The 23,263-nt window shown below is 72.1% G+C and carries 21 protein-coding genes; 10 read left to right on the top strand and 11 right to left on the bottom strand.

Features of this window, described 5'->3' with window-relative positions; all coding sequences use genetic code 11:
- Nucleotides 1–12: 12 nt before the first annotated feature.
- Entirely contained in the window at nucleotides 13–1,059 is a 1,047-nt protein-coding gene (gene mgrA / locus ACGH7X_RS01625) for an L-glyceraldehyde 3-phosphate reductase (protein ID WP_399880742.1), read from the top strand.
- A gap of 24 nt (nucleotides 1,060–1,083) precedes the next feature.
- Here mgrA and ACGH7X_RS01620 read toward each other — a convergent pair whose 3' ends face one another.
- From ACGH7X_RS01620 to ACGH7X_RS01610, 3 genes are read right to left on the bottom strand one after another with little or no spacing between them, the layout of a single operon-like run.
- A complete protein-coding gene (locus tag ACGH7X_RS01620; protein WP_399880739.1) occupies nucleotides 1,084–2,265 on the bottom strand; it encodes an anhydro-N-acetylmuramic acid kinase in 1,182 nt (393 codons plus the stop codon).
- A 56-nt stretch (nucleotides 2,266–2,321) separates the two neighbouring features.
- On the bottom strand, nucleotides 2,322–3,893 hold the full coding sequence (locus tag ACGH7X_RS01615; protein WP_399880736.1) for a sodium:solute symporter: 1,572 nt from the start codon (nucleotides 3,891–3,893) through the stop codon (nucleotides 2,322–2,324).
- Between the two features lie 8 nt (nucleotides 3,894–3,901).
- Nucleotides 3,902–4,855 (bottom strand): N-acetylglucosamine kinase, encoded by a 954-nt coding sequence (locus tag ACGH7X_RS01610; protein WP_399880734.1) that lies wholly within the window; start codon nucleotides 4,853–4,855, stop codon nucleotides 3,902–3,904.
- A gap of 243 nt (nucleotides 4,856–5,098) precedes the next feature.
- On the opposite strand from ACGH7X_RS01610, the gene ACGH7X_RS01605 reads away from it, so the two are divergent.
- Nucleotides 5,099–6,040, top strand: a complete 942-nt coding sequence (locus ACGH7X_RS01605) for a MurR/RpiR family transcriptional regulator (protein WP_399880731.1) — start codon at nucleotides 5,099–5,101, stop codon at nucleotides 6,038–6,040.
- Between the two features lie 71 nt (nucleotides 6,041–6,111).
- Nucleotides 6,112–6,735 carry a class I SAM-dependent methyltransferase gene (locus tag ACGH7X_RS01600; protein WP_399880728.1) on the top strand — a complete coding sequence of 208 codons (624 nt, stop codon included), beginning with the start codon at nucleotides 6,112–6,114 and terminating at the stop codon, nucleotides 6,733–6,735.
- 12 nt (nucleotides 6,736–6,747) lie between these two features.
- On the opposite strand, the gene ACGH7X_RS01595 is transcribed toward ACGH7X_RS01600, so the two are convergent.
- On the bottom strand, nucleotides 6,748–8,622 hold the full coding sequence (locus tag ACGH7X_RS01595) for a Na+/H+ antiporter NhaA (protein ID WP_399896700.1): 1,875 nt from the start codon (nucleotides 8,620–8,622) through the stop codon (nucleotides 6,748–6,750).
- Between the two features lie 102 nt (nucleotides 8,623–8,724).
- Nucleotides 8,725–9,891 (bottom strand): alanine--tRNA ligase-related protein, encoded by a 1,167-nt coding sequence (locus ACGH7X_RS01590; protein ID WP_399880725.1) that lies wholly within the window; start codon nucleotides 9,889–9,891, stop codon nucleotides 8,725–8,727.
- A gap of 315 nt (nucleotides 9,892–10,206) precedes the next feature.
- Between ACGH7X_RS01590 and ACGH7X_RS01585 the strand changes: the two genes are divergently transcribed.
- Nucleotides 10,207–10,665 carry an ABC transporter substrate-binding protein gene (locus tag ACGH7X_RS01585; protein WP_399880723.1) on the top strand — a complete coding sequence of 153 codons (459 nt, stop codon included), beginning with the start codon at nucleotides 10,207–10,209 and terminating at the stop codon, nucleotides 10,663–10,665.
- A 103-nt stretch (nucleotides 10,666–10,768) separates the two neighbouring features.
- On the opposite strand, the gene ACGH7X_RS01580 is transcribed toward ACGH7X_RS01585, so the two are convergent.
- On the bottom strand, nucleotides 10,769–12,217 hold the full coding sequence (locus tag ACGH7X_RS01580) for an amidase (RefSeq protein ID WP_399880720.1): 1,449 nt from the start codon (nucleotides 12,215–12,217) through the stop codon (nucleotides 10,769–10,771).
- A 127-nt stretch (nucleotides 12,218–12,344) separates the two neighbouring features.
- Here ACGH7X_RS01580 and ACGH7X_RS01575 point away from each other — a divergent pair, with 127 nt between their 5' ends.
- Nucleotides 12,345–12,932 carry a TetR/AcrR family transcriptional regulator gene (locus ACGH7X_RS01575; protein ID WP_399880718.1) on the top strand — a complete coding sequence of 196 codons (588 nt, stop codon included), beginning with the start codon at nucleotides 12,345–12,347 and terminating at the stop codon, nucleotides 12,930–12,932.
- Nucleotides 12,933–13,021: 89 nt separating this feature from the next.
- Here ACGH7X_RS01575 and ACGH7X_RS01570 read toward each other — a convergent pair whose 3' ends face one another.
- From ACGH7X_RS01570 to ACGH7X_RS01560, 3 genes are all read right to left on the bottom strand, one after another.
- A complete protein-coding gene (locus tag ACGH7X_RS01570; protein ID WP_399880716.1) occupies nucleotides 13,022–13,426 on the bottom strand; it encodes a hypothetical protein in 405 nt (134 codons plus the stop codon).
- A 27-nt stretch (nucleotides 13,427–13,453) separates the two neighbouring features.
- Complete coding sequence (locus tag ACGH7X_RS01565) at nucleotides 13,454–14,440, bottom strand: LysR family transcriptional regulator (RefSeq protein WP_399880713.1); 987 nt, start codon at nucleotides 14,438–14,440, stop codon at nucleotides 13,454–13,456.
- 65 nt (nucleotides 14,441–14,505) lie between these two features.
- Entirely contained in the window at nucleotides 14,506–15,072 is a 567-nt protein-coding gene (locus ACGH7X_RS01560; protein ID WP_399880710.1) for a TetR/AcrR family transcriptional regulator C-terminal domain-containing protein, read from the bottom strand.
- A gap of 78 nt (nucleotides 15,073–15,150) precedes the next feature.
- Between ACGH7X_RS01560 and ACGH7X_RS01555 the strand changes: the two genes are divergently transcribed.
- From ACGH7X_RS01555 to ACGH7X_RS01535, 5 genes are all read left to right on the top strand, one after another.
- A complete protein-coding gene (locus tag ACGH7X_RS01555) occupies nucleotides 15,151–15,618 on the top strand; it encodes an FAD-dependent oxidoreductase (RefSeq protein WP_399880707.1) in 468 nt (155 codons plus the stop codon).
- A 166-nt stretch (nucleotides 15,619–15,784) separates the two neighbouring features.
- Nucleotides 15,785–16,159, top strand: a complete 375-nt coding sequence (locus tag ACGH7X_RS01550; protein ID WP_399880705.1) for a hypothetical protein — start codon at nucleotides 15,785–15,787, stop codon at nucleotides 16,157–16,159.
- 148 nt (nucleotides 16,160–16,307) lie between these two features.
- A complete protein-coding gene (locus tag ACGH7X_RS01545; RefSeq protein ID WP_399880702.1) occupies nucleotides 16,308–17,123 on the top strand; it encodes an ABC transporter ATP-binding protein in 816 nt (271 codons plus the stop codon).
- Nucleotides 17,120–19,627, top strand: coding sequence for an FtsX-like permease family protein (locus tag ACGH7X_RS01540; protein WP_399880699.1), 2,508 nt, complete (start codon nucleotides 17,120–17,122; stop codon nucleotides 19,625–19,627). The genes ACGH7X_RS01545 and ACGH7X_RS01540 overlap by 4 nt, the downstream gene beginning before the upstream one ends.
- Nucleotides 19,628–19,722: 95 nt before the next feature.
- Complete coding sequence (locus ACGH7X_RS01535; protein ID WP_399880696.1) at nucleotides 19,723–20,577, top strand: endonuclease/exonuclease/phosphatase family protein; 855 nt, start codon at nucleotides 19,723–19,725, stop codon at nucleotides 20,575–20,577.
- Here ACGH7X_RS01535 and ACGH7X_RS01530 read toward each other — a convergent pair.
- Both ACGH7X_RS01530 and ACGH7X_RS01525 read right to left on the bottom strand, forming a co-directional pair.
- Nucleotides 20,570–21,964 (bottom strand): M1 family metallopeptidase, encoded by a 1,395-nt coding sequence (locus tag ACGH7X_RS01530; RefSeq protein ID WP_399880694.1) that lies wholly within the window; start codon nucleotides 21,962–21,964, stop codon nucleotides 20,570–20,572. The genes ACGH7X_RS01535 and ACGH7X_RS01530 overlap by 8 nt on opposite strands.
- A gap of 48 nt (nucleotides 21,965–22,012) precedes the next feature.
- On the bottom strand, nucleotides 22,013–23,200 hold the full coding sequence (locus tag ACGH7X_RS01525) for a serine hydrolase domain-containing protein (RefSeq protein WP_399880691.1): 1,188 nt from the start codon (nucleotides 23,198–23,200) through the stop codon (nucleotides 22,013–22,015).
- Nucleotides 23,201–23,263: the final 63 nt, after the last annotated feature.

Genomic DNA, 23,263 nt, shown 5'->3' with positions numbered 1-23,263 from the left:
CGGAGAACCCCCATGAACCACGTCGCGGACCCCCACCGCTACGACGGCACCATGCACTACCGCCGCACCGGGCACTCGGGGCTCGACCTGCCCGCGCTGTCCCTGGGCTACTGGCACAACTTCGGCGACGACAAGCCGTTCGAGAGCCAGCGCCGGATCGCCCTGCGCGCCTTCGACCTCGGCATCACCCACCACGACCTGGCCAACAACTACGGCCCGCCCTACGGATCCGCCGAGCTCAACTTCGGCCGGATCATGCGGCAGGACCTGGCGCCGTACCGGGACGAGCTGGTGGTCTCCACCAAGGCCGGCTGGGACATGTGGCCCGGCCCCTACGGCCAGGGCGGCGGCTCCCGCAAGTACATGCTCGCCTCCCTCGACCAGTCCCTGAAGCGCACGGGCCTGGACTACGTCGACATCTTCTACTCCCACCGCCTGGACGCCTCCACCCCGCTGGAGGAGACCATGACGGCCCTGGACACGGCGGTGCGGCAGGGCAAGGCCCTCTACGTCGGCATCTCCTCCTACGACGCCGAGCGCTCCCGGCAGGCCGCCGCGATCCTGCGCGACCTGGGCACGCCCCTGCTCATCCACCAGCCGTCGTACAACATGCTCAACCGGTGGATCGAGACCGAGGGCCTGCTCGACGCCGCGGCCGACGAGGGCTTCGGTGTCATCGGGTTCACCGCGCTCGCCCAGGGGCTGCTCACCGGCCGCTACCTCGAAGGCGTCCCCGAGGGGTCCCGTGCCACCCAGGGCAAGTCCTTCGAGACCGGCTGGCTGAGCGAGGACACCCTCACGCGTCTGCGCGCCCTGAACGACATCGCCGCCCGCCGCGGCCAGACCCTGGCCCAGATGGCGCTCGCCTGGGCCCTGCGCGACCCACGCGTCACCTCCCTGGTGATCGGTGCCTCCCGCACCGAGCAACTGGAGCAGAACGTGGCAGCCCTGGACAACCTCGCCTTCGGCGACGACGAGCTCGCCGAGATCGACAAGTACGCGGTAGTCGACGGCGACGTCGACCTGTGGCGTCAGGCTCGCACCGGCGACCTCGGCTGAAGCCCCCCCGCCACGCGGAGGCGGTCAGGACAGGGGGTCACCGGTGACGCGGAGCATCCTGGGCGGCCCGGCGGCGGGTTCGGGCAGCCGCAAGGGCTCCAGCCCCGGCGTGATGCTGCCGAGGAGTGACGCCCGGCGCGCACCCGTGCCCGAGGGGATCGCGCCGGGCAGGCCGTTGACGGTCAGGAAACCCAGCAGGGCGAAGGCCAGGGCCTCCTTGGCGTCGGACGGCAGCCCGAGCGCGTCGCTCGAGCCGAGGGGCACTCCGGGCAGCTCTTCGGCGATCATGCCCATCAGCACGGGGTTGTGCGCGCCGCCGCCCGAGACGACGAGCCGCGTGACCCCGTGCGCGCGGCAGGCGTCGGCCACCGTGACGGCGGTGAGCTCGGCCAGTGTCGCCAGGACGTCGTCCGGCTCCGGAACAGGGGCCGCGGCGAGCGCCTGGAGCAGGTACGGCAGGTGGAACCGCTCCTTGCCGGTGCTCTTCGGGGCCGGCCTGCGGTAGTAGGGGTCGTCCAGCAGCACCCGCAGCAGCGCCGGATCGACCCGGCCCGCCCCGGCCCGGCGTCCGTCCTCGTCGTACTCGGCGGCCCCGGCGCTGAAGTGCCGTACGGCGGCGTCCATCAGGGCGTTGGCCGGCCCGGTGTCGAAGGCGAGCGGCTCCGCGCCCGGGGCGACGACGGTGACGTTGGCGATGCCGCCCAGGTTGAGGGCCGCGGGAACGCCCGGCAGCGCCGCCAGGGCCAGGGCGTCGGTCATGGCCACCAGCGGCGCACCCTGACCGCCGGCCGCGACGTCCCTGCTGCGCAGGTCGGAGACGACGGGCAGGCCGGTCGCCTCCGCGATCCAGGCGGGTTGGCCGAGCTGCAGGGTGCCGCGGACGGCGCCGTCCTCGACCCAGTGGTACATGGTCTGCCCGTGCGAGACCACCAGATCGGCGCTCCCGTCGCACAGCTCGCGCACGGCGCGCACCGCCACGTCGGCGAACGCGCGGCCGATGCCGGTGTCGAGCTCGGCGACGGTCCGGACCGTCGTGGCGGACGGCGGCAGGCCCCCCGCGATCAGGTCACGCAGGTGGTCGGGATAAGAGGCGGAGAGATGGCCGAGGGGGCGCATCACCAGCACCTCGTCCTGGAGTACGAGATCCGCGGCGGCCGCCTCGACGGCGTCGTAGGACGTGCCTGACATCAGGCCGATCACACGCACGATGTTCTCCTGCGAGAGGTTGAGCGGGTCGGACGACGACGGAGGGGCGGCCGGGATCAGCTCCGCCCGGCCGTCGTCGTCAGCTGGTCGGGGCCGGCTCCCGGCTCCTCGTCCTGCGCGGCGCCCCCACCGGTCGCCGGGGCCCGGTGGAACAGACTCAGCACACCACCCACCAGCAGGGTGATCAGCACGCCGATCGGCACGAGCCACTGGGCCGCGATCGCCTGGGACGTAGTGGTCCCGCCCGTGGTGACGTCGATCTTGACCACGCGCACGATGTAGGTCATCACCCCGATGGTGACCAGGAAGGCCACGACCGAGTCGACCTCGCCCGCGCGTTTGACGAGCCGCCCCAGGAGGAACGCGCCGAGCAGCGCGCCGTAGGTGTAGCCCGCGATGGTCAGTCCGGTCAGATACACGTTGCCCGTGCTCGCGCTGAACGCGCAGGCGAAGACGGCCATGAGCGTCGCCCACACCAGCGTCATCCACCTGGCGAGCCTCAGCAGCGCCTCCTCGGACGGTGTACTGCGGAAGAAGCTGTGGATGATGTCGGCGACCGTCGAGTTCGACATGGAGTTCAGGGCCGCGGACAGCGATCCCATCGCGGCGCCCAGGATGCCGGCCACGAGCAGGCCCGAGACGACGACGGGCAGCCCGTGCAGGATGAACTCGGGGTAGAGGTTGTCCGAACTGGACAGCCCCAGCTCCGAGAAGGACTTGCCCTCGTTGTACGACCACAGCAGCGCGCCGACGAGCGAGAAGGCGGCGAACTGGATGGTGACGAAGACACCCGAGGCGATCATGGCCTTCTGGCCCTCGCGCAGCGTCCGGGTGGCCAGCACGCGCTGGACGATCAGCTGGTCGGAGCCGTGCGAGGCCATGGCGAAGATGGCGCCGCCGATGATGGCCGTGGGCAGGGCGAACGGACTGGTGAGGATGTGGGCGAGGTCGAAGTCGGTGTCGAAGAGCGCGAACTTCCCGGCGTCCAGGGCACGTGTGTAGCCGTCACCGCCGACGTGGGCGGAGAGCACGGCCACGGCGAGGACCGCGCCGCCGAGGTAGAGGACCATCTGGATGGCGTCGGTCCAGATGACCGCCTTGATGCCGCCCAGGTAGGTGTAGACCACCGTGATCAGCGTGATCACGATGATGATCACGCGGTAGCTCGCGTGCACACCGAACTCGTCGAGCAGCAGCTTGATCGGGATGGCCGAGGCGAACAGCCGGACGCCCTCGGCCAGGAGCCGGGTGAAGACGAAGGTCACCGAGGCGAGCCCCTGCAGCTTCAGTCCGAACCGGTCGCCCAGGTACTGGTAGGCGCTGACGAATCCGCCGCGCTTGTAGAGGGGGATCAGCACGGTGGCCACGACGACGCGTCCGATGACGTAACCCAGGGCGAGTTCGACGTTTCCGAAGCCCTGGCCGCTGTAGGCGCCGCCGGGGACGCTGATCACGGTCAGCACGCTGGTTTCGGTGGCGACGACGGAGAAGGACACGGTCCACCACGGCATGTGGCCTTCACCGACGAAGTAGTCCTTCGCCGACTTCTGCCGGCCGGCCTTCCGCAGGCCGATCCAGGCGATCCCGATCAGATAGACCACGATCACCACGAGGTCGAGCTGGCGCACGCTTGCTCCTAGACACTGGCCGGTGGGGTCGCCGGCGTGGGGAGAGGGGTGGGAGGCGTCGTCCGGCGGACACGGACGACGAGGGACGCATGAGGGGTGGTGCGGTCCAGGGCCAGCAGCCGGGCCCCGTCGAGGGGGTCACCGAGTGCGGACCTGAGACGCAGGGGGAGTCCGCGACCGCTGATCCGCGCGGTCAGCGGCGCCATCAGGACCGGGCCGAGCCCCGTCAGGCCGCCGGTGACGGCCACGGGCAGCGGGCCGCCGTCCGACGTGATGCGGCGGGCGGCCGCGAGGGCGGTCTCGGCGAGGTCGGCGGCCGCGTCCCGGACGATCGCCGAGGCGACGGCGTCCCCCGCGTCGGCGGCGCGTGCCACCTCGGGGGCGAACGAGGCGGCCGTACGGGCGGGATTGCCGTCCCGTCCGACGCTCGCCGGCAGCCGTTCGGGGTCACCGAAGAGGGCGACGGCCGCGTCCAGCAGAGCGGTGGCCGGGCCCCGTCCGTCGTGGGCCCGCAGGGCGGCGCGCAGTCCGGCCGTGCCGATCCGGGCGCCGCTGCCGTCGTCGCCGAGCAGGGGACCCCATCCGTCGACACGGGCGTACGAGCCGTCGGCGCCGATGCCGACCGCGACCGCCCCGGTGCCGATCGCCAGGACCACACCCGCCCGGCCGCCGAGCGCCCCGGCGTGGGCGGTCACGGCGTCGCTGGTGACGGCGGCCTCCTGGACGGGCAGGTCCTCCAGGAGGGCGCCCACCAGGGCGCGAGCCGCCGTGGGGGCCGAAGCCGCTCCGGCGGCCCCCACCAGGACCGACTCCGGCCGGGTGGCGCCGGCCTCCCGCAGAAGCGGCTCGACGGCGGCGCGCACCGCTGCACGGGCCGCGGCGACACCGTCGGGCGCCGCCAGACCGGGAGCGCCGGCTACGGAACTGACGGCCCGTGACGCGTCGGCGGGGTTCCACAGCATGGCGCGGCACCCGGTCTTCCCGAGATCTACCGCCACTACTGAAGTCATACGGCTTGCCCTTTGCCCCAGGGACCCGGCACGTCGAGAGCCACCAGGTCGTCGGTGACCGGCGCGGATCGCCGTCCGAGTATGGGAACGCCGCCCTCCGGATGTCAATAAGTAACGGCTCGTTGTTCGGCACGTAACTTTTTGACCCCCTCGGGTCACCCCATTACCCTGTGTCCATCACACCCAGGAGGGGCCATGGTCCGGCAGTCCTCGTCCCACGTGCCGGAGCAGTCCGCCCAGGACGCCCCGCTCGCCGACATCCTCACGCGCGTCCGCGCCGCCCTGCCCTCCCTGGCCCCCTCGGAACGCCGGGTGGCCGACGCGGTCCTGGCCGACCCGGGACAGGTCGCGGAGCTGTCCATCGGCGCGCTGGGGGAGAGGGCGAGCACGTCGGCGGCCACCGTCATGAGGTTCTGCCGCACCATCGGCACCGGCAACTACCCCCAGCTGCGTCTGGCGCTGGCCGCCGCGGCCGCGCGGGAACACGCCCTGGGCGGCGAGCGGGCGGCGCACGGCGGCACGGACATCAGTCCGACGGACTCGCTGGACCGGATAGTCAGCAAGATCATCTACAACGAGGTCCGCGCCCTGGAGGACTCGGGCGCCGGACTCGACGTCGACGCGCTGAGCCGGGCGGTCGACGCGGTGGCGAAGGCCCGCCGGGTCGACATCTTCGGTGTGGGGGCCAGCGCGTTCGTCGGCCAGGACCTGCATCAAAAGCTGCACCGCATAGGCCACATGGCGTTCATCTGGAGCGACCGGCACGCGGCGCTCACCGCGACGGCCCTGCTGGGGCCCGGCGACGTGGCCCTGGCCGTCTCCCACACCGGGGAGACGGAGGACACCACCGAACCCCTCCAGGCCGCGGCCGAACGCGGCGCCACCACGATCGCCCTCACCAACGACCCGGGCTCCACCCTCGCCACGAGCGCCGACCTCGTGCTGACGACCTGCGTCCGGGAAACGCCGTTCCGCTCCGGCGCGACCGTCAGCCGCATCGCCCAGCTGGCCGTCATCGACTGCCTCTTCGTCGGCGTCGCCCAGCGCTCCTACGACGCGGCGACCACCGCCCTCGAAGAGACCTACGGAGCCGTCCAGCGCCGCCGGCGCCCCACACGCCGCCCCACCGCCACCTGACGCGGTGGCCCACAGCCGGGCCCGTTGCGCCGTCGCGTCCCGCCGGGATGAAGCGACCAGTGTGGCCGACCATGTCGTCCGAAGACCTGAAAGACCTGGTGCGCCGCGGGTACGACGCGCTGTCGGTGCGCTATGACGAGGCCTACGACTCGGACGCGAAGTACCGCGGGTGGATGGAGAGCCTCGCGGCTCGGCTCGCGGCCGGCAGCCGGGTGCTGGACCTGGGCTGCGGGAGCGGAGTCCCCGTCGTGCGTGACCTGGCGGCGGCCGGCCACCATGTCACCGGCGTCGACATCAGCGCGACGCAGATCCGCCGGGCCCGACAGCGCGTGCCCCGGGCCGACTTCATCCGGGCCGACGCCACCTCGGTGGAATTCCCCGCCGCGTCCTTCGACGCCGTCGTGTCCCTCTACGCCCTGATCCACATCCCGCTGGAGGAGCAGCCCGCGCTGCTGACGAAGATCGCTTCGTGGCTCCGCCCCGGCGGCTGGTTCCTGTGCAGCACCGGTCAGCACGCGTGGAGCGGCGTCGACGAGGACTGGCTGGGCGGCGGCGTCGCGATGTGGTGGAGCCATGCCGACGCGGCCACCAACCGGGGCTGGATCGGCGCCGCCGGCCTCACGGTGGAGCAGGAGGAGTTCGTCCCCGAGGGCGACGCCGGCCATGCGCTGTTCTGGGCCCGACGGCCTCACTGATCACACGTACACTCACCCGGCCTCCGGGGCCCGCCGCCCCGCCCCCGTCCGGTTGGCCAGGACGCGCCGGCGGGCCTGGTCCACCGCACGCGTCAGCGCCGCGATGTCATAGGCGCCGTGGTGGCGCCTGCCGTTGATGAAGAAGGTCGGCGTGCCCGACACCCCGCTCAGGTCGGCGGAGTCCACGTCCTCGGCGACCCGGCGGGCGCCGCGGTGCCGGTCCAGGTCCCGGCGGAACACGTCCACGTCCAGGCCGAGCTCCCGGGCGTGCCGCAGCAGATCCCGCTCGCTCAGCTCGTCCTGCCGTTCCAGGAGCAGATCGTGCATGGCCCAGAACGCCCCCTGGCGCGCGGCCGCCTCCGACGCCTCCGCCGCGAACTGGGCGTTCGGGTGCACGTCGGTGAGCGGCAGATGCCGCCACACGTAGCGGACGTCGCTCTCACTGCCCAGCAGATCGCGGACCACGGCCTCGGCCCGACCGCAGTACGGGCACTCGAAGTCGCCGTACTCCACCAGGGTCACCGCGGCGTCCTCGGGACCGCGGACCCGGTCGTGGCGCTCGTCGACGGCCACCGCCAGATCCGTCAGCGGATCGGAACTGCCCAGCAGGGCCCGCGCCTTCCGCGCCGCCGGCAGGAGCCCGATCACTCCGGAGACCGCCCAGCTTGCCGCGAACGAGCCGAGCAGCGTGGCGAGGATGCCGATGCGGGCCTGGTTGAGTTCCTCGCCCTCGAAGGCGAGGGCGGCGATCAGCAGCGACACCGTGAAGGCGGCCCCGGCGATCGCTCCGGCGGTGGTGACCGCACCCCAGCCCACGTTGGGCCGCAGCCGCCCGCCCGACAGCACCTGCGAGCCCGCCATGGACCCCACCACCCCCACGATCTTGCCGGCCACACAGCCGCACACGATGCCCAGCGTGATCGGCGAGGTGAACGCGTCGGCCAGGCGCGCGCCGCTCAGCTCGATCCCCGCGTTCGCCAGCGCGAACAACGGCACGATGCCGTAGCTCACCCACGGCAGGAACCTCTGCTCCAGCCGTTCGTTCGGCGAGATCGCCGAGGCCAGCCCGCGAGCCGCCGACCGCTGCAACTCCGGCGTCGGCTGCTCCCGGAACAGCCTGAAGAGGCGGCTCGCCCGCTCCAGGTCCCCACGGGGCGCCGGGTACGCGAGGACCAGGGCCCCGACGGCCAGCCCCGTCACGACCGGATCGATGCCCGCCTCGTGCAGCGCCCCCCACACCACCACCGACAGCACCGCGCAGTACCCGCCGCCGCGCACTCCCACCCACCGCAGCACGGCGATGACCAGCAGCGTGCCCAGGGCGACCAGCAGGGCGGGCACATGGACGTCGTCGCTGTAGAACACGGCGATGACGAGCAGCGCCACGAGATCGTCGACGACCGAGATCGACAGCATGAACGCCCGCAGGGAGGCCGGCAGCCGGGAACGGAAGACGGCCAGGATGCCCAGCGCGAAGGCGGTGTCCGTCGACATGGCCGTGCCCCAGCCGTGCACCGAGTCGTGCCCCGCGTTGATCAGGACGTAGATCACCGCCGGAACGACCATGCTGCCGAGGCCGGCCACCGCGCTGAGCAGCACCCAGCGCCGGTCCCGCAGTTCCCCCATGTCGAACTCGCGCCGCGCCTCCAGGCCGACGACGAAGAAGAACAGACTCATCAGCCCCGCGTTGACCCACTCGTGCAGGTCGAGCGACAGGTGGTGGGCGTCGAAACCGATCGTGAAGCGCGCGCCCCACACGGCCTCGTAGGAGTGGATGTCGATGTTGGCCCACAGCAGCGCCACGACCACGGCCGCCAGCAGCAGGGCGGCGCTGCCGGTCTCCGTCTGCACGAAGGACCGCCAGCGCGCATCGCCCCGGGTCGACATCCCCTGCCCCGTCCCGAAGTACTCACCATCGCTCACACGGGCGATTATCACCGTGCCTCCCCCGGTCCGCCCCGGGGGACGGTCCGGACGGGCCCGGGCCCGTCAGCCCTCGCGCAGGCTCGTCACCAGGTCCCGCGGCAGACCGTGGGTGTCGTGGAGGTAGTGGAAGTCCTCCTCTCCCAGCGGACCCCGGAAGCGGGGCCGGGAGAGCACCTTCCGGCCGCGTTCCAGGAGCCGGCCGAACCGGTGCTCCTCCTCCACCAGCAGTCGCCGTGCGAGGTCGGGATCCCCTTCCTGCCGGAAGTGGTCCCACGTGTGGGCGACCAACTCGTCGGGCAGGTCCCCGAGCCCGCGGGAGGGATCGTCCCGCCACAGCACGGTGAGCACCCGGCGTACCAGGCGGCGCAGCACGTAGCCCCTGCCGGTGTTGGCCGGACGGACCCCGTCGCCGACGACCACGACGGCAGAGCGCAGGTGGTCGCAGACCAGACGGAGCGACGGTTCGTCCAGCGGCCACAGGGCCGGCACGAGACGCCGCCACGGATCGAAGACGTCGCACTCGAACACCGACGACTTGCCCTGGAGGAGCGAGACGAGGCGCTCCAGGCCGAGACCGGTGTCGACGTTGCGCTGCGGCAGCGGCACGAGGCGGCCGTCGTCGAGCCGGCGATGGCGCATCATCACGTGGTTCCACACCTCCACCCATCGGTCGTCGCGGGAGGGCGTGGAGCGGGGCGGGGTGTCACCGCTCCACAGGAAGATCTCCGAGTCGGGTCCGCAGGGGCCGGCCGGCCCGTTGGACCACCAGTTGTCCTCCACCGTCAGCTCCACGGGAACACCGCGGTCCTGCCACAGCCGCAGGGAAGCGGTGTCCGGCCCGACCTGCTCGCCACCCCCGTACACGGTGGCGTGCAGCAGGCCCGGATCGACACCCAGCCCCTCGGTGAGCAGCCGGTAGCCCCAATCGAGGCTCCGCGGGCCCTCGTAGTCGCCCAGCGACCAGGTGCCTAGCATCTGGAAGACCGTCAGATGGGTGCTGTCGCCGACCTCCTCCAGGTCGGTGGTGCGCAGACAGCGCTGTACGTTGGCCAGCCGCCGGCCCAGGGGATGGGGACGGCCCTCCAGGTACGGCGTGAGCGGATGCATGCCGGAGGTGGTGAACAGCACGGGGTCGCCGGGCGGTGGCAGCAGCGTCGAGCCGGTGATCCGGCGATGACCCTGTTCCTCGTAGAACTCGACGAACGTGCGGACGACGTCCCCGGTGTTCATGGGGTGACTCCTTCGCGTCGGGGCGGGAGCGGCACCGGAGAACGGAAGCGTGCGGTCGTCGCACCGAGGCGAGGAGGTCAGAGCGCCACGTGAACCACCGACGGACCGTTTCCGGTCGCCGGTGGGGGTGGGGAAGGTCAGACGGCGGCAACCGGCGAGCTGGTCGCTCGCGCGGTCGCGAAGATGCTTCGGCCGATGACGTTCATGTCTACGACGATAACGCCTCCTGCGCCCGAGGGCACTTGATATTCCGCGCCGGCCCGCGCGGCCCGGTGCGCGCGGGCCCTGCGACGTACCGGCTTCGACGGCCCCCGCATGGCACCGGAACCGGTCCTGTACCCGGAGCCGACCGAGGACGGGCACGCACCGGGCTTCCCGTTCATCGAAAAAGCGGGGGAGGCCGCGGAGGGCCGGCTGTGCGTCACCACGTACGCCGACGCGCCCCGGCTCCCCGCGGCCCGGCCCTTCACCACCGCCTACGCCGAACGGTTCCCCGCCGCGCCCCCACCCGGCCCCGCCGCTCCCTTCGCCCTGGAGGCCTACGACGCCCTGCTGCTCGTCGCCTCCGCGCTCCGCCGCCCCTCCGACGGAGGCCCGGAACGCGGCTCCACCACCGCGCGACTGCGCCGGGCCCGGTACGGGGGCCTCGCCAAACCGATCGGCTTCACCTCGGACACCGGAGAGTTCGAGCGCGCGGCAGGGCTCTTCCTCTACCGCGTGGAGCGGGGCTCACCGGTCTTCCTCGGGAACTACCGGGACCTGCGGGGCAAGTGATCTCCGCGGGCCTCAACGGCCGTGGCCATGGCCGCCGCCGTGGTCCCGCCGCCGTGGTCCCCGCCGTCGTGGTCGTCCTCGGCCACGATCCTCCACGGACGCATCAGGTCGTGAGGTCACCCGCCCACACGGCAGGGGTTCGGCCCGACCACGGCTGGGCCTGTTCGAGCTGTCCGGCGAGGCGGAAGAGAAGCCCTTCGAGCCCGTAACCGGCAGCGAACTGCATACCGATCGGGAGCCCCGTCGCGGCGTCCGCCGTCACCGGCACGGACATGGCGGGCGTACCTGCGACGTTGAACGCCGTCGTGAACGGCGAACGGTCGTTGAGACGGTCGATCCAGCCCAGGCCGTCCAACGCCTCCGCGCCCTCGGCGTAGGCGCCCAGCGCGGGGGGAAGCTCCGGCAGGGTGGGCGTGAGCAGGATGTCGTAGGTGCCGAAGTACCCGGCAAGGCTGCGCGCGACCCGGTTGCGGACCGTCAGGGCGGCGACGAACTCGACGCCGCTGACTCCCCGCCCGTAGCGGTGGGCGGCCAGTGTCACCGGCTCGAGGGTCGAGGAGTCGACGGGCCGGCCGAAGGCGGCAGCCAGCTCGTCGACCGAGGCCGCGAGATTCGCCGTCGACAGACGGGCGTTGGCCAGCACGAACTCCTCCCAGTCGACACCGAGGCCGACCGTGACCTCCTCCGCGCGGTGGCCGAGGGATTCGAGCAGGCGCACGGTACGGGCCAGCGCCTCGGCCACCGGGGCGGCCGTCCGGCGCCCGCCCCAGGCCCGGGGGAGGACCCCGATCCGCAGCGAGCCCGGAGGCCGGGCGACTTCCTCCGCGTAGGGCCGGGGCGGCTGCTCGGCGAAGTAGGGGTCACCCGGTTCCGGGCCGCGTATCCCGTCGAGCAGCGCCGCGCTGTCCCGCACGGTGCGGCTGACGCTTCCGTGGACGGCCAGGCCGTTGAAGCCCTCGTCGACGTCGGGACCCATGGAGACCCGGCCACGGGTGGGCTTCAGCCCGAAGAGACCGTTGTACGCGGCGGGGATGCGCAGGGAGCCGGCCGCGTCGGTGGCGTGTGCGAGGGGAACCGCTCCGGAGGCGACCGCCGCGCCCGCGCCCCCGCTGGACCCGCCGGCGCTCAGTCGGGGATTCCACGGGTTGCGGGTCGGGCCGTACAGCACCGGTTCCGTGGTGACGGCGTAGGCCAGTTCCGGCGTCGTGGTACGACCGATGGTCAGGAGGCCGGCGCGGCGGAAGCGCAGCATCAGGGACGAGTCGGCGCGGGCGACGTTCCCGCCCGCGAGACGGCTGCCCAGCTCCGTGCGCCGGCCCGCCATGGAGACACCGAAGTCCTTGATCAGGAAGGGTGCGCCGGCCAATGGTGTGGCGCCGGGCGAGGGTCGGTCGTCGGCCGGCCAGGTCTCCACGATCGCGTTGATCCGCGGATTGACCCTCTGCGCGGCCTCGCGTGCGGCCGCTTCCACTTCGGCCGGGGTCACCTCGCCCCTGGCCACCAGCTCCGCGAGCCCCACCGCGTCGAAGCGCACGTACTCGGCAACTCTCACTGTCACTCCTCGGCACAAAGAAAGGTACGGTTCAGTACCGAACGATACCCAGCGGTATCGCCTGGCACGGACTGGTACCGTAGCAGCAGGTGAGGGGCCCCCACCGACCGGACGTCACGGAGCAGTCATGACATCGACCGCCAGCAGGCCGAGCAGGGTGGCGAAGCTGCCGCCTCGCGAACGCATCCTCGACGCGGCCGAGGAGCTCTTCCAGGGCGAGGGAATCCGGCGTGTGGGTGTCCAGGCGATCGCCGAGCGGGCCGAGACGACCAAGATGGCGATCTACCGGCACTTCGAAACCAAGGACGCGCTGGTCGCCGAGTGGCTGCGCATCGTCGCCGCCGACTACCAGGCGGCCTTCGACCGTGTGGAGGCCGAACACCCCGGCCGGCCCAGGGAACAGATCCTGGGTCTGGCCCGCTTCATCGCCGAGGGACTGCCGGCGCTCTCGCACCGGGGCTGCCCCTTCATCAACTCCCTCGCGGAACTGCCCGACCGCTCCCACCCCGCGCGGCAGGTGATCGAGGAGCACAAGGCACGCCAGACCCGCCGACTGGTCGGCATGTGCGCCGAGGCGGGGCTGGCCGACCCCGAGCAGGTCGCGGCCCAGATCACGTTCGTCCTCGAAGGCGCGCAGGTCAGCACACAGAACGGAAGCATCGACCGGGCGGGGGAGCGGTTGATGAGCATCGTCGAGGGGATCCTGGACCAGTAGCACCGCCCACGTCGTCTTGCGCCTGGTCACCGAAGCCGGCGGACCCCGGAGCCGATACGCCCCGGGCTGCCTCCAGCGGTGAAGCGCGGCTACTTGCGCTGGGCCGTTGAGCCTCGCTTGTCCTCAACGTGGACGACGTGAAGTTCGGTGCCGTCGCGGTGGCGCTTGGAACGTCCGAACAGCCCGACAGCGATCTCCGACGCATCCACGGGCTCATCAGGGCCGACATGGGTGAGGACGTCGTGGTGGTGTCCGGTGACGACCCATCCCTCGGCATCCTCGAGGTCGATCACCCCGAAGTCTCCCGCTGACGACCCGGCATGGGCCGGGCCGAACTCCCTCAGGATCTCGGTGGCTTGTTCAGCCAGCTCTCCGTCCGGAGCGGTCAGCACGACACAAGTGCCATGCTCGAACAGCACCCACGACTTGCGAGGGTCGGCAAGAAGCCGCTGCCAGACGTCTATCAGCATCTCGGTGTTCACGGCGGACATCATGCCGTAGAGCTACACGGCCTGAGGCTGTCAGCGACGGGTGCGCTCGATGTCGCCGTCGTCGTCGCGGTTTCCGTCGCCGAGGCGTGATGTCGTTGCCCAGGAGGGGAGCCAGATCGGCTCGGGCGGCGGTGCCAGGCCTGCGAAGTGGTTGATGATCGCCCGGAGTCCCGGGTGCGGATTCGTTCGGGGGAGGAGGAGCGAGAGCGGGTAGGCGAGCGTCGGATTCGCGATCGGGATGCGGCGCAGGTCGTGGTTGGTCGGCCAGATGTACCGGTCGCGCGAGCCCACGAGGGTGGCCACGTCGTCGGAGTCCGCGAGGACGTCGAGGAGTACCTCGTTGCCGAAGTTCGGGCCCGCGGCGTCGACGTGGAGGTCGAAGTCGGCGGCGAGCCGGTCGTAGAAGTCCGCCCATTCGCTGCGCGGCGCGATGCCGGGCACCCAGATCCGGTGCCGAAGCAGCTGGGCGGGCGTCAGGGTGCGTGCGGCGGCGAGCGGGTGCCTCGGGCCGACGAGGAGTTCCAGCGGGGAGTGGAACGCGTGGATCATCTGCACGTCGCTCGGCAGCGCGGCCGGGTCCGGGACCGAGCGGAACGAGGCGTCGATGTCGCCCGCCCGCACGGCGGCCACCGCGAGGAGCGGGTCGTTGACCCTGAGCGTCACCACGTCGAGGTCGGTTTCGGGATGTGAGCGCCAGTAGTCGTGCAGGACGACTGCCTGTGCGGATCGCAGGCCGAGAACGTCGATCCGCAGGGCCCGCGAGCCCGGTCTGATCGCGGTGACGGCCCGGTCGACACCCGAGATGACGTGCCGGGCGTGCGGCAGGAACGCCTGCCCGTCGAGCGTCAGCTCGACCCCTCGGGCGGTGCGGGTGAACAACCGGACGTCGAGTTCGCGTTCGAGAGCGGCGATCCGTTTCGAGACGGCCTGCTGGGTCACGCCGAGCTCGTCGGCGGCGTGCCGGAGCTGGCCGAGCTCGGCCGCACGGACGAACGATCGCACCGCCTCGGTATCCATGGATCGAGCATAGACCGCGCAACCAATGGTTGTGGCTCACTCCGCCCGTTGGGTCACATGCCCGGTCACATGCCTGTCACATGCCGGTCCAGGCCCCCGAGGATGAGGGCCAGGCCGGCCTCGAAGGCGGACTCGTGGTCGATCGGCGGCATGTCGGCCGTACGGTCCGCGCCGGGGTCGGGGTCGGGGTCCGCCTGCTCCTCCAGGACGCTGCCGACCGTGAAGCGGCCGGCCGCCAGCATGGCCGTCCGGGCGTGGTGTTCGGGCACACCCGACGCGACCAGGAAATCCATCTTGTGGGCGATCCTGCCGAGATCCGGCACGCCGGGGCTGCTGCCGGCGTGGAGCCGTGCGCCGTCGCGGCGCAGCAGCAGGGTGCGCCGGAAGCTGCGCGTGTTCTCCAGGAACCACTCACGCCAGTCGTCGGCGGGCGCCGGTAGCGCAGCCGTCGCGTGCGGCGCCATGGCGGCCTCGCTCATGGCGCCGAGCAGCTCTTTCTTGTTGCGGAAGTGGTAGTAGAGCGACGGCTGCTCGACGCCCAGTCGCCTCGCCAGTTGCCTCGTGCTGACACCGTCCAGGCCGACCTCGTCCAGCAGGTCGAGCGCCTCGGTGAGGACGGTCTCGCGGTTCATTTTCGCCACGTTGACAATCTATCGCCGATAGGCGACTCGGCGAAAGGAATCTATCACCGATAGAAAGTGTGAGCGGGCATGACATACGGATCGGGAAGCCCATCCCTGAAGGTCCTCATCTGCGGCGGCGGGGTCGCCGGGCAGGCCCTGGCCCACTGGCTCGCCCGGGGCGGTCACCGGGTGACCGTCGTCGAACGCTTCCCGTCGCTGCGGGCGACGGGTGCACAGGTGGACCTTCGGGGCCAGGGCATCGACGCCGTTGAGCGCATGGGTCTCCTCGACGCCGTCAGGAGCAGGCTCGTCGTCCGAGTACGAGATCATGCGCGGAGCGGGTCGTCGCCCACTTCTCCGACGGCTCGTGCGACGAGTTCGACCTCCTGGTGGGCGCGGACGGGCAGGGCTCGCGCACACGGCGGGCCGTCCTGCCGCCCGGTACTCCTGATCCGTACCGGCGGGTGGGGGTCCACATGGCCTACTGGTTCGTCCCGCGCATCGCGTCGGACAGCGGCATCCGGGACACCTACAACGCGCCCGGCGGCCGGATGATCATGCGTAGGAGCCACCACCCGACACAGACCCAGGCCTATTTCGTGCTCCGGGAACAGTCCGCGGAAGCCTCGGCCGTCCACCGGCAACCGCTCGAACGCCAGAAGCAGTTCTGGACCGACAGGTTCCGCGACGCGGGGTGGCAGACCGAGGTTTCCTCCGAGGCATGGAGACGACCGAGAGCTTCTACTCCCAGGAGGTCGTGCAGGTGCGCACGCCCACCTGGTCGCAGGGGCGCGTCGTCCTGGTCGGCGCGTACGTCCTGGCCGGTGAGCTCAACCGGCATGCCCAGGACCTGCCCAGGGCCCTGGCGAACTACGACACCGCGCTGCGGCCCTTCGTGGACGAGATCCAGGCCCAGGTGAAACCGCGCCTCCTGCGCCTGGGCATGCCCATGAAGCAACTGGCGATCGACGCCTTTCACGCCGTCACGGCACTGGCCTGCTTCCTGCGGGTCCCCGAGCTCGTCGCGCGCCGCTCGAAGGAGGACCGGGGAGGCGCCTGGAAGCTCCCAAAACCCCCGGACCGCGACGCCGGCTGAAGGAAACGGACGTCGATCACCGACGTCGTGGGAGGCGTCGCCTTCGGGTTAACCCCACCCCCGATCCGCCGGTAACCGCCATGGTCCGCGACGACCGTGATCCGTAGCTTCGAGTCATCGGCTCGGGAAGATCGCGAGAGGACGGACCATGAGGTTGCGCAAGGGCAAGCGGCACAAGACGGACGACCGGCCGCAGGCCCAGGGCACACCCTCTCTCGCCGTCGAACTGCGCGGTGTCCGGCGGCACTACGGGCGTGGCGCCGGTGCCGTGCACGCCCTCGCGGGCGTCGACCTCGCCCTGCCGCGCGGCACGTTCACCGCGGTCATGGGACCCTCCGGCTCGGGCAAGTCCACCTTCCTCCAGTGCGCCGCAGGCCTCGACAGGCCGTCGGCGGGATCCGTGCGCCTCGGCGGTACGGAAATCACGGGCATGGGCGAGAACCAGCTCACCGAGCTGCGCCGCAGCCGCCTCGGCTTCGTCTTCCAGGCCTTCAATCTCCTGCCCTCCCTCACCGTCGAGCAGAACGTGCTGCTCCCGATGCGCCTGGCCGGGCAGCGCCAGGACCGGCGCCGGGCGCAGACGGTGCTCGCGCAGGTCGGACTCGCCGACAAGGCGAGGCGCCGGCCCGGCGAGCTCTCCGGCGGCCAGCAGCAGCGCGTCGCCATCGCCCGCGCCCTGGTCACCGGCCCGGACGTGGTGTTCGCGGACGAGCCCACCGGCGCCCTCGACACCGGCACCGCCGCCGAGGTCCTCGGCCTGCTGCGCAACGCGGTGGACACCCTCGGCGCCACCGTCGTCATGGTCACCCACGACCCGGCCGCGGCCGCGTGGGCCGACCGCGTGCTGTTCCTCGCCGACGGCGCCTTCGCCGGCGGCCTGGAGCACGGCTCCGCCGAGCAGATCGCGGCACGCATGGCCGCCCTCACCTCCCGTACGGGCGCGGTGTCCGGGGTCGCCGCGTGAGAGGTCTCGCCCCCAACGGCCTCGCCCGCGCGGCCGTGCGCTTCAAACCCGCCTCGTTCGCGGGCACGTTCGTCGCGCTGATGATGGCGGCCCTGATCGTTTCCGCCTGCGGCATCCTCCTGGAGACGGGCGCCCGCACCTCGGTGCCGCCCCAGCGGTACGCGAAGGCGCCGGTCGTCGCGGCCGCGGACCAGTACGCACGCCTCGTCACGGGCAGCGGGGACAGCCGATCCGAGTCGGCGGACCTGCTGCCCGACACGGCACGCGTCGACGCCGCGCTGGCGGCCAAGGCGGCCCGCGCCCCCGGCGCCGCGGCGGCCGTTCCCGACTTCACGTTCCCGGTCCGGCAGGGCGACGGCGCTCTGACGGGCCACGGCTGGGGATCGCACACCTTCACCGGTGCCTCACTCACCTCCGGGGCCGCGCCCCGCACCGGCGAGGTCGTGCTCGACGCGGCCGCCGCACGGGCCGCGAAGGCCGGCGTCGGCGACACCGTCGCGCTCGAAACCGCCACGGGACGCGCCGACTTCCGTGTCTCCGGGCTGGCGCAGGCCGGCTCCGGCGATGTGACCGAAGGTGCCACGGGCTGGTTCCCGGACGCCCAGTCCCCGGCGCTCGCGGGACACCCCGGCAAGGCCGATGCGATCGCCGTACTCGCGAAGGACGGAGCGGACGCCGACGCCCTCGCCGCCGGTGTGAAGAAGGCCCTCGCCGGGTCCGGCGCCAAGGTGCACACCGGTGACGGCCGTGGCACCATCGAGGACCGCGGGGTCGGGTACGCCAGGGAAATGCTCACGGGAATCGGCGGCTCCTTCGGCGGGATCGCCGCCCTGGTCGCCGTCTTCACGGCGTCCGGCACGGTCGCGCTGTCCGTCGCCCAACGCGCCCGGGAGTTCGCACTGCTGCGGGCCGTCGGCGCCACCCCGCGCCAGATCCGCCGCGCGGTCGCCGCGGAGGCACTGCTCGTCGCACCCGTCGCCGGACTGGTCGGCTGCCTGCCCGGGATCGCGCTCGCGCACTGGTGGTTCGGGCAGTTGAAGGACCGCGGCGGCATCCCGGAAGCCGTGGACCTGCGCGTCTCCTGGATCCCACTCCTCGTCGCCGTCGGCACGGGGCTGCTGTCCTCGCTCACCGCCGGGTGGGCGGCAGGGCGCCGGCCCGCGAAGACCAAGCCGGGGCAGGCGCTCACCGAGGCGTCGGTGGAGCGGCTGCGGCCCGGCGTGATCCGCACCCTGCTGGGTCTGGGAGCCCTCGTCGGCGGCGGGTTCCTCACCGTCGTCGCCGCCCGCTCGGCCGGGGACGACGCGGCCAACGCCGCCCTCGGCGTCGTCATGCTCTTCATGCTCGCCGTCGCGCTGCTCGGACCGCTGGTGGCCCGGCTGTGCGCCGCACTGTTCGGGCTCCCGCTGAGCGGCGGCGGCGCGGCGGCCTCGCTCGCGGCCGCCAACTCCCGTACGAACGCCCGCCGGCTGGCATCCGCGATCACCCCGATCGTGCTGGCCATGGCCTTCGCCTCGACGCTCGTCTTCATGCACACGAGCGAGAGCCACGTCGCCGCGAAGCAACTGCGCGCCGGCGTCATCGCGGACCACGTGGTCACCGATCCGGCCGGGCTGCCCGCCGGCACGGTCGATCTGGCCGCCCGCGCGCCTGGCGTCGAGGCCGCCGTGGGCCTGCTCGACACGCAGGTGCTCGTGGCCGTCGGATCGGGCGCCGACCGGTGGCTGCAGGGCACCGCGACCCAGGGCGTCTCCGGGTCCGGCGCGCAGCTCGCCCGGGTCCAGGACCTCGACGTGCGCAGCGGCAGCCTGGACCGGGTCGGCGGCGGCCGGATCGCCGTCGACAGGACGCTCGCCACGTCGGCGAAGGTCGAGGTCGGCGACAGGCTGCCGCTCTACCTCCCGGACGGCACCAGGACCAGCCCCGAGGTCGTGGCCGTGTACGGCCGGGGGATCGGCCTCGCGGCGGTGACCATGGACCGCGCGTCCCTGGCCCCGCACGTCACCTCGGGCTTCGACAGCGCCGTGCTGGTACGGGGCGGAGACGCACGAGCCCTCGCCCCGCTCGGCGAGGTCACCGACGCCTCCGGCTACGCCCTCCAGCAGAACCTCGACCGCGAGCTGAACGCCTGGGCCAACTACACGATGGCAGGCGTCCTCGGGGGCTTCGCCGCGATCGCCGCCGTCAACACGCTCGTGATGACCGTCCTCGACCGCCGCCGTGAGCTGGGGGTGCTCCGCCTCGTCGGCTCCACCCGGAGCCAGGTGCTGGGGATGCTGCGCTGGGAGGGCCTGCTCGTGTCGGTGGCCGGCATCGTCCTCGGTACGGCCATCGCCGCCGCGACGCTGATCCCGATGATGCGCGGCCTCACCGGCGAGGCTCCCTACGTCCCTCCGCTGGTGTACGCGGCCTTCGCCGCGAGCGCCGTAGGACTGGGCCTGCTGGCGACGACCCTGCCGGCGAGGGCGGCACTGCGAACGGGGGCGGCCCGGACGACCATGTAGAGACGGCCCGGCCGACCATGTTTTGATCACCCCTTCGTGTCATAACCTCGTCCTTGGAAACGTCGGTTGCCGTGTGTGTCCACACCGAGGAGGCGATGGTGCTCAAAAGGGGCGGCTCGCGAGTGCTCGCATGCGCCTTGGCCCTGGCCTGCTTCGCGCTGGTCGGTCCCAGTGCCCCCGGCGGCGCCCTTTCCGGCAGGTCACTGCCGGTCGAGGCGGTCAAGGACGTCGTACCGAACCGGGTCATGACGTGGAACCTGTGCAATCCCTGCGACGCGAGCAACCTGGACCGGGCGGCGGAGATCGCCACGTACGCGCCCCAGGTCGTCGGCATGCAGGAGGCGTGCGCACGGGACGTCGAGCGGATCCGGGACTACCTGGAGGCCTTTCACGGGCTGGTCTACCACGTCGAGTACGGCTCGGTCCTCCAGAACTGGGGCCGTTGCGGGGGAGCGCCGTGGAATCCGGGGGGCTTCGGCCAGGCGATCCTCTCGGCGGCACCGATGACAAACGGCGTCAACGTGGAGTACCCCGAGGGCGGGTCCGAGGACCGCGGGTACATGGCGGTCACCACCGAGGTGGACGGCCGGTCCGTCCGGGTCTTCAACACGCACCTCGCCCAACGGCGTCAAGAGGAGTTCCGCAAGGGCCAGGTCGGCGTGCTCGCCGCAGAAGTCGCCCGGCACGACCACGCCGTCGTGCTCGGCGACTTCAACGCCGTGCCGGACGCCCCCGAACTCGGCCCCATGTGGGCACAGGCCACGGACACGGACCCCGAGTGCCATCCCGCGCCGGTCGGCACCTGCGAGCCGACCACGGACTGGAACAGCAAGTTCGACTACGTCTTCCTGCGCGGCATCACCGCCCTCGAGCACCGCGTGCGGCCCACCGAGAACTCGGACCACCACGTCCTGTACACCGACCTGGCGCCGGTTCGCGACGTCACCTGATGCGGTGGGTCTCCCAGAACGGACCGAGGTCGTCGTCCGTCATGGACTGGGCGGCCCTCTTGAAGTCCGCGGTGGTGGAGACGCCGTACCAGTGGTCCTCGGCGTATTCCTTGAGAAGCCGCGCCATGGCGCCGGCGCCGAGGGTGCGCTCCAGATCGGCCAGGGCGCAGGGCCCGGCGGTGTAGACGAGGTGGTACTCGCCTGGGTGCCGCGACCAGTAGGCCATGGAGCCGGTCAGCTCGGCGCTGTCGTCGGGCCAGTAGACGTCCGACCAGCAGTCGCGGGTTTCCAGCCCGTAGAAACGGAAGTTGGCGTACTGGGCGAAGCTCTCGTCCAGCCACGGCGAGGTGTACTCGTCGTTGCCGACGACGCCGTACCACCACTGGTGCGCCACCTCGTGGACGACCGCGCCGCCCTCCTGCGTGGTGCCGAGCAGGACGAGACCGGGATATTCCATGCCGCCGCCGAACCCGCTGGTCATCACGAGGTCGATCTCACCGTAGGGATAGCGGCCGAACTCCCGGCCGAACCGGTCGATCGCGGCGACGCCTTCCACGCGGTTGAGACGCACGCCCGCGGCGGGGGTGTCGGGTGCCCAGTACGACTTCACGCGCACACCCCCGGGCGTGGTCTCCGCCGCCGTGCGGAACGGTCCCGCGGCCCACGCGAAGTCCCGCACCCGCTCCGCGACGCTGACGGTGACCGTACGGCCGGGGCCGCCGGGGTGGGTCCGGGTGCGGCCGGTCGCCGGTACCTTCATGGCCGACGGATGGTCGAGACGGACCCGGAAGTCGCCGGTGAGGGCGTAGAAGCTCTCACCGACAGCCACGTACGGGTCGAGGTGCCACCCCTTCGCGTCGTGCACGGCGAGCACCGGCAGCGCGTTGCCGAGGAAGCGGAAGGCGCCCTCGCGGCCGAAGCGGGCATTGCGGTCGGGCACCGCGACGGAGACGTCGAAGGCGACGGACGCCCGCTCCCCGCGCGCGAGCGGCTTCGCCAACGCGACGCGCAGAGCCGTGCAGTTGACGGTAGGAAGGCCCGGTGTGCCACCGCGTACGTTCGACACGACGACGGGGGAGGGCGCACCCGGTGTGCCGCACATGTCCTCGCCGTTGCCCCACAGACGCAGGTACACCGCGCGCAGCGGCTGATCCGACGCGTTCCGGAACGACACCCGCTGCCGTCCGGTCCAGTGGCCGCCGTCGGCGTCGGAGCGGAGAGCCACGTCGTAGCGAGCGCGATCGGGCGTCGCGGCGGCACCGGGCGCCGCGGGCCCGGCCGCCGCGTCGGCGTCACCCACCCGGGCAGCGGCCGTCACGAGCAGCACGAGCAGCACCACGAAGAGGCGGCGACCGACCCTGGACGGGGACATGACCAACGGCGACATGCCAGCGGATACTGCCACATCGCACCGGGAACCGACCCCGGTCGGACCTCACCCGACGGTGCCCGGCGTACGGGTGAGCAGGTCGGCGATCCTCGCGATCATCTGGCTCTCCGCCCCGTCGCGGGCCGTCGTGGGGTGGTACGCGAGCACGAACCGGCGTTGTTGGTCACGGGTGGAGAACGCGGCGTTCTTGTAGCCGTACGTCTCGCCGGTCTTGCCCCACAGGGTGACGCCGTTGACGATGGCCTGCTGGAGCCCGGAGCTGTAGCGCGCCGGGCTGCCGTCCAGCATCCGCACGTCGTCGGGCGGGAGCGTGAACATCAGCCGGAGCAGCTCCGGCGGAAGCAACTCACCCGAGAACAGCGCGGTGAGCATCCGTTCGACGTCGTCCGTGGTGGAGATCATGTCGCCTTCTCCCCGGGCGGACGACTGGTCGTACACGGTGATGTCCCGCAGCCGGCCGTCGGCCAACTCCAGGTAGCCGTGCACGTGTCGGCCATGGATACGGGGGTCGTCGCCCGGCACGTCGGTGCGCGCCAGGCCCAGCGGGCGCAGGATACGGACCTCGACCTCCTCGCCGTAGGGGCGGCCGGTCACCGCGTCGATGATCAGCGCGGCCAGGACGTAGTTGATGCCGCGGTACTCCTGTCGGGTCCCCGGCGCGAACTTCAGCGGACCGTGCGTCGCCGTCGCCACCCACTCGCGGGGCGTCCAGTGGTCGAAGCGGTGCTGGAACACCTCCTCGGCGGTCTTCGGTTCCGGGATGCCGACATGGTCGGGCAGCCCACTGGTGTGGTTCAGCAGGTGCGCCACGGTGACAGCCGAGTACCGGTCCGGCAGCAGCCCGGGCAGAACCCGTCGCACCGGCGTCTCCAGACTCAGCCGGCCCTCCGCCACCAACTGCAGCAGAGCCGTGGCGACGAAGACCTTGGTGACGCTGCCGATCCGGACCTTGTCGCCCGTCCTCACCGGACGCCCGCTCGCGAGGTCGGCCACGCCCGAGACCCCGCGCCAGTGGCCGGCCGCGCCGGCGACCAGCAGTTGAGCCCCGGTCGAGGGCGGGTTGTCACGGTCGTCGATCACCGTCCGCAGAGCGACGGGGTCCAGCGGGGGCAGTGGCACGGGCGCGGCGGCGGTGGCGCGGCGTGCGGGCAGTACCAGGCCGGGGGTCAGCGCGGCGGTCGCCATCACCGTCGCTCGCCCGAAGGCCCTGCGTGACATGCGCATCGAGGTCATGCCCCGCACCCTGCCAACGGGCTCGCGCCCGAACATCCGGGGCATCCCCGAACGATCCCTGAC

The sequence above is a fragment of the Streptomyces sp. BBFR51 genome, from assembly GCF_044591655.1.
GTDB lineage: Bacteria > Actinomycetota > Actinomycetes > Streptomycetales > Streptomycetaceae > Streptomyces.
This window is presented reverse-complemented; position numbering and strand designations above follow the sequence as displayed.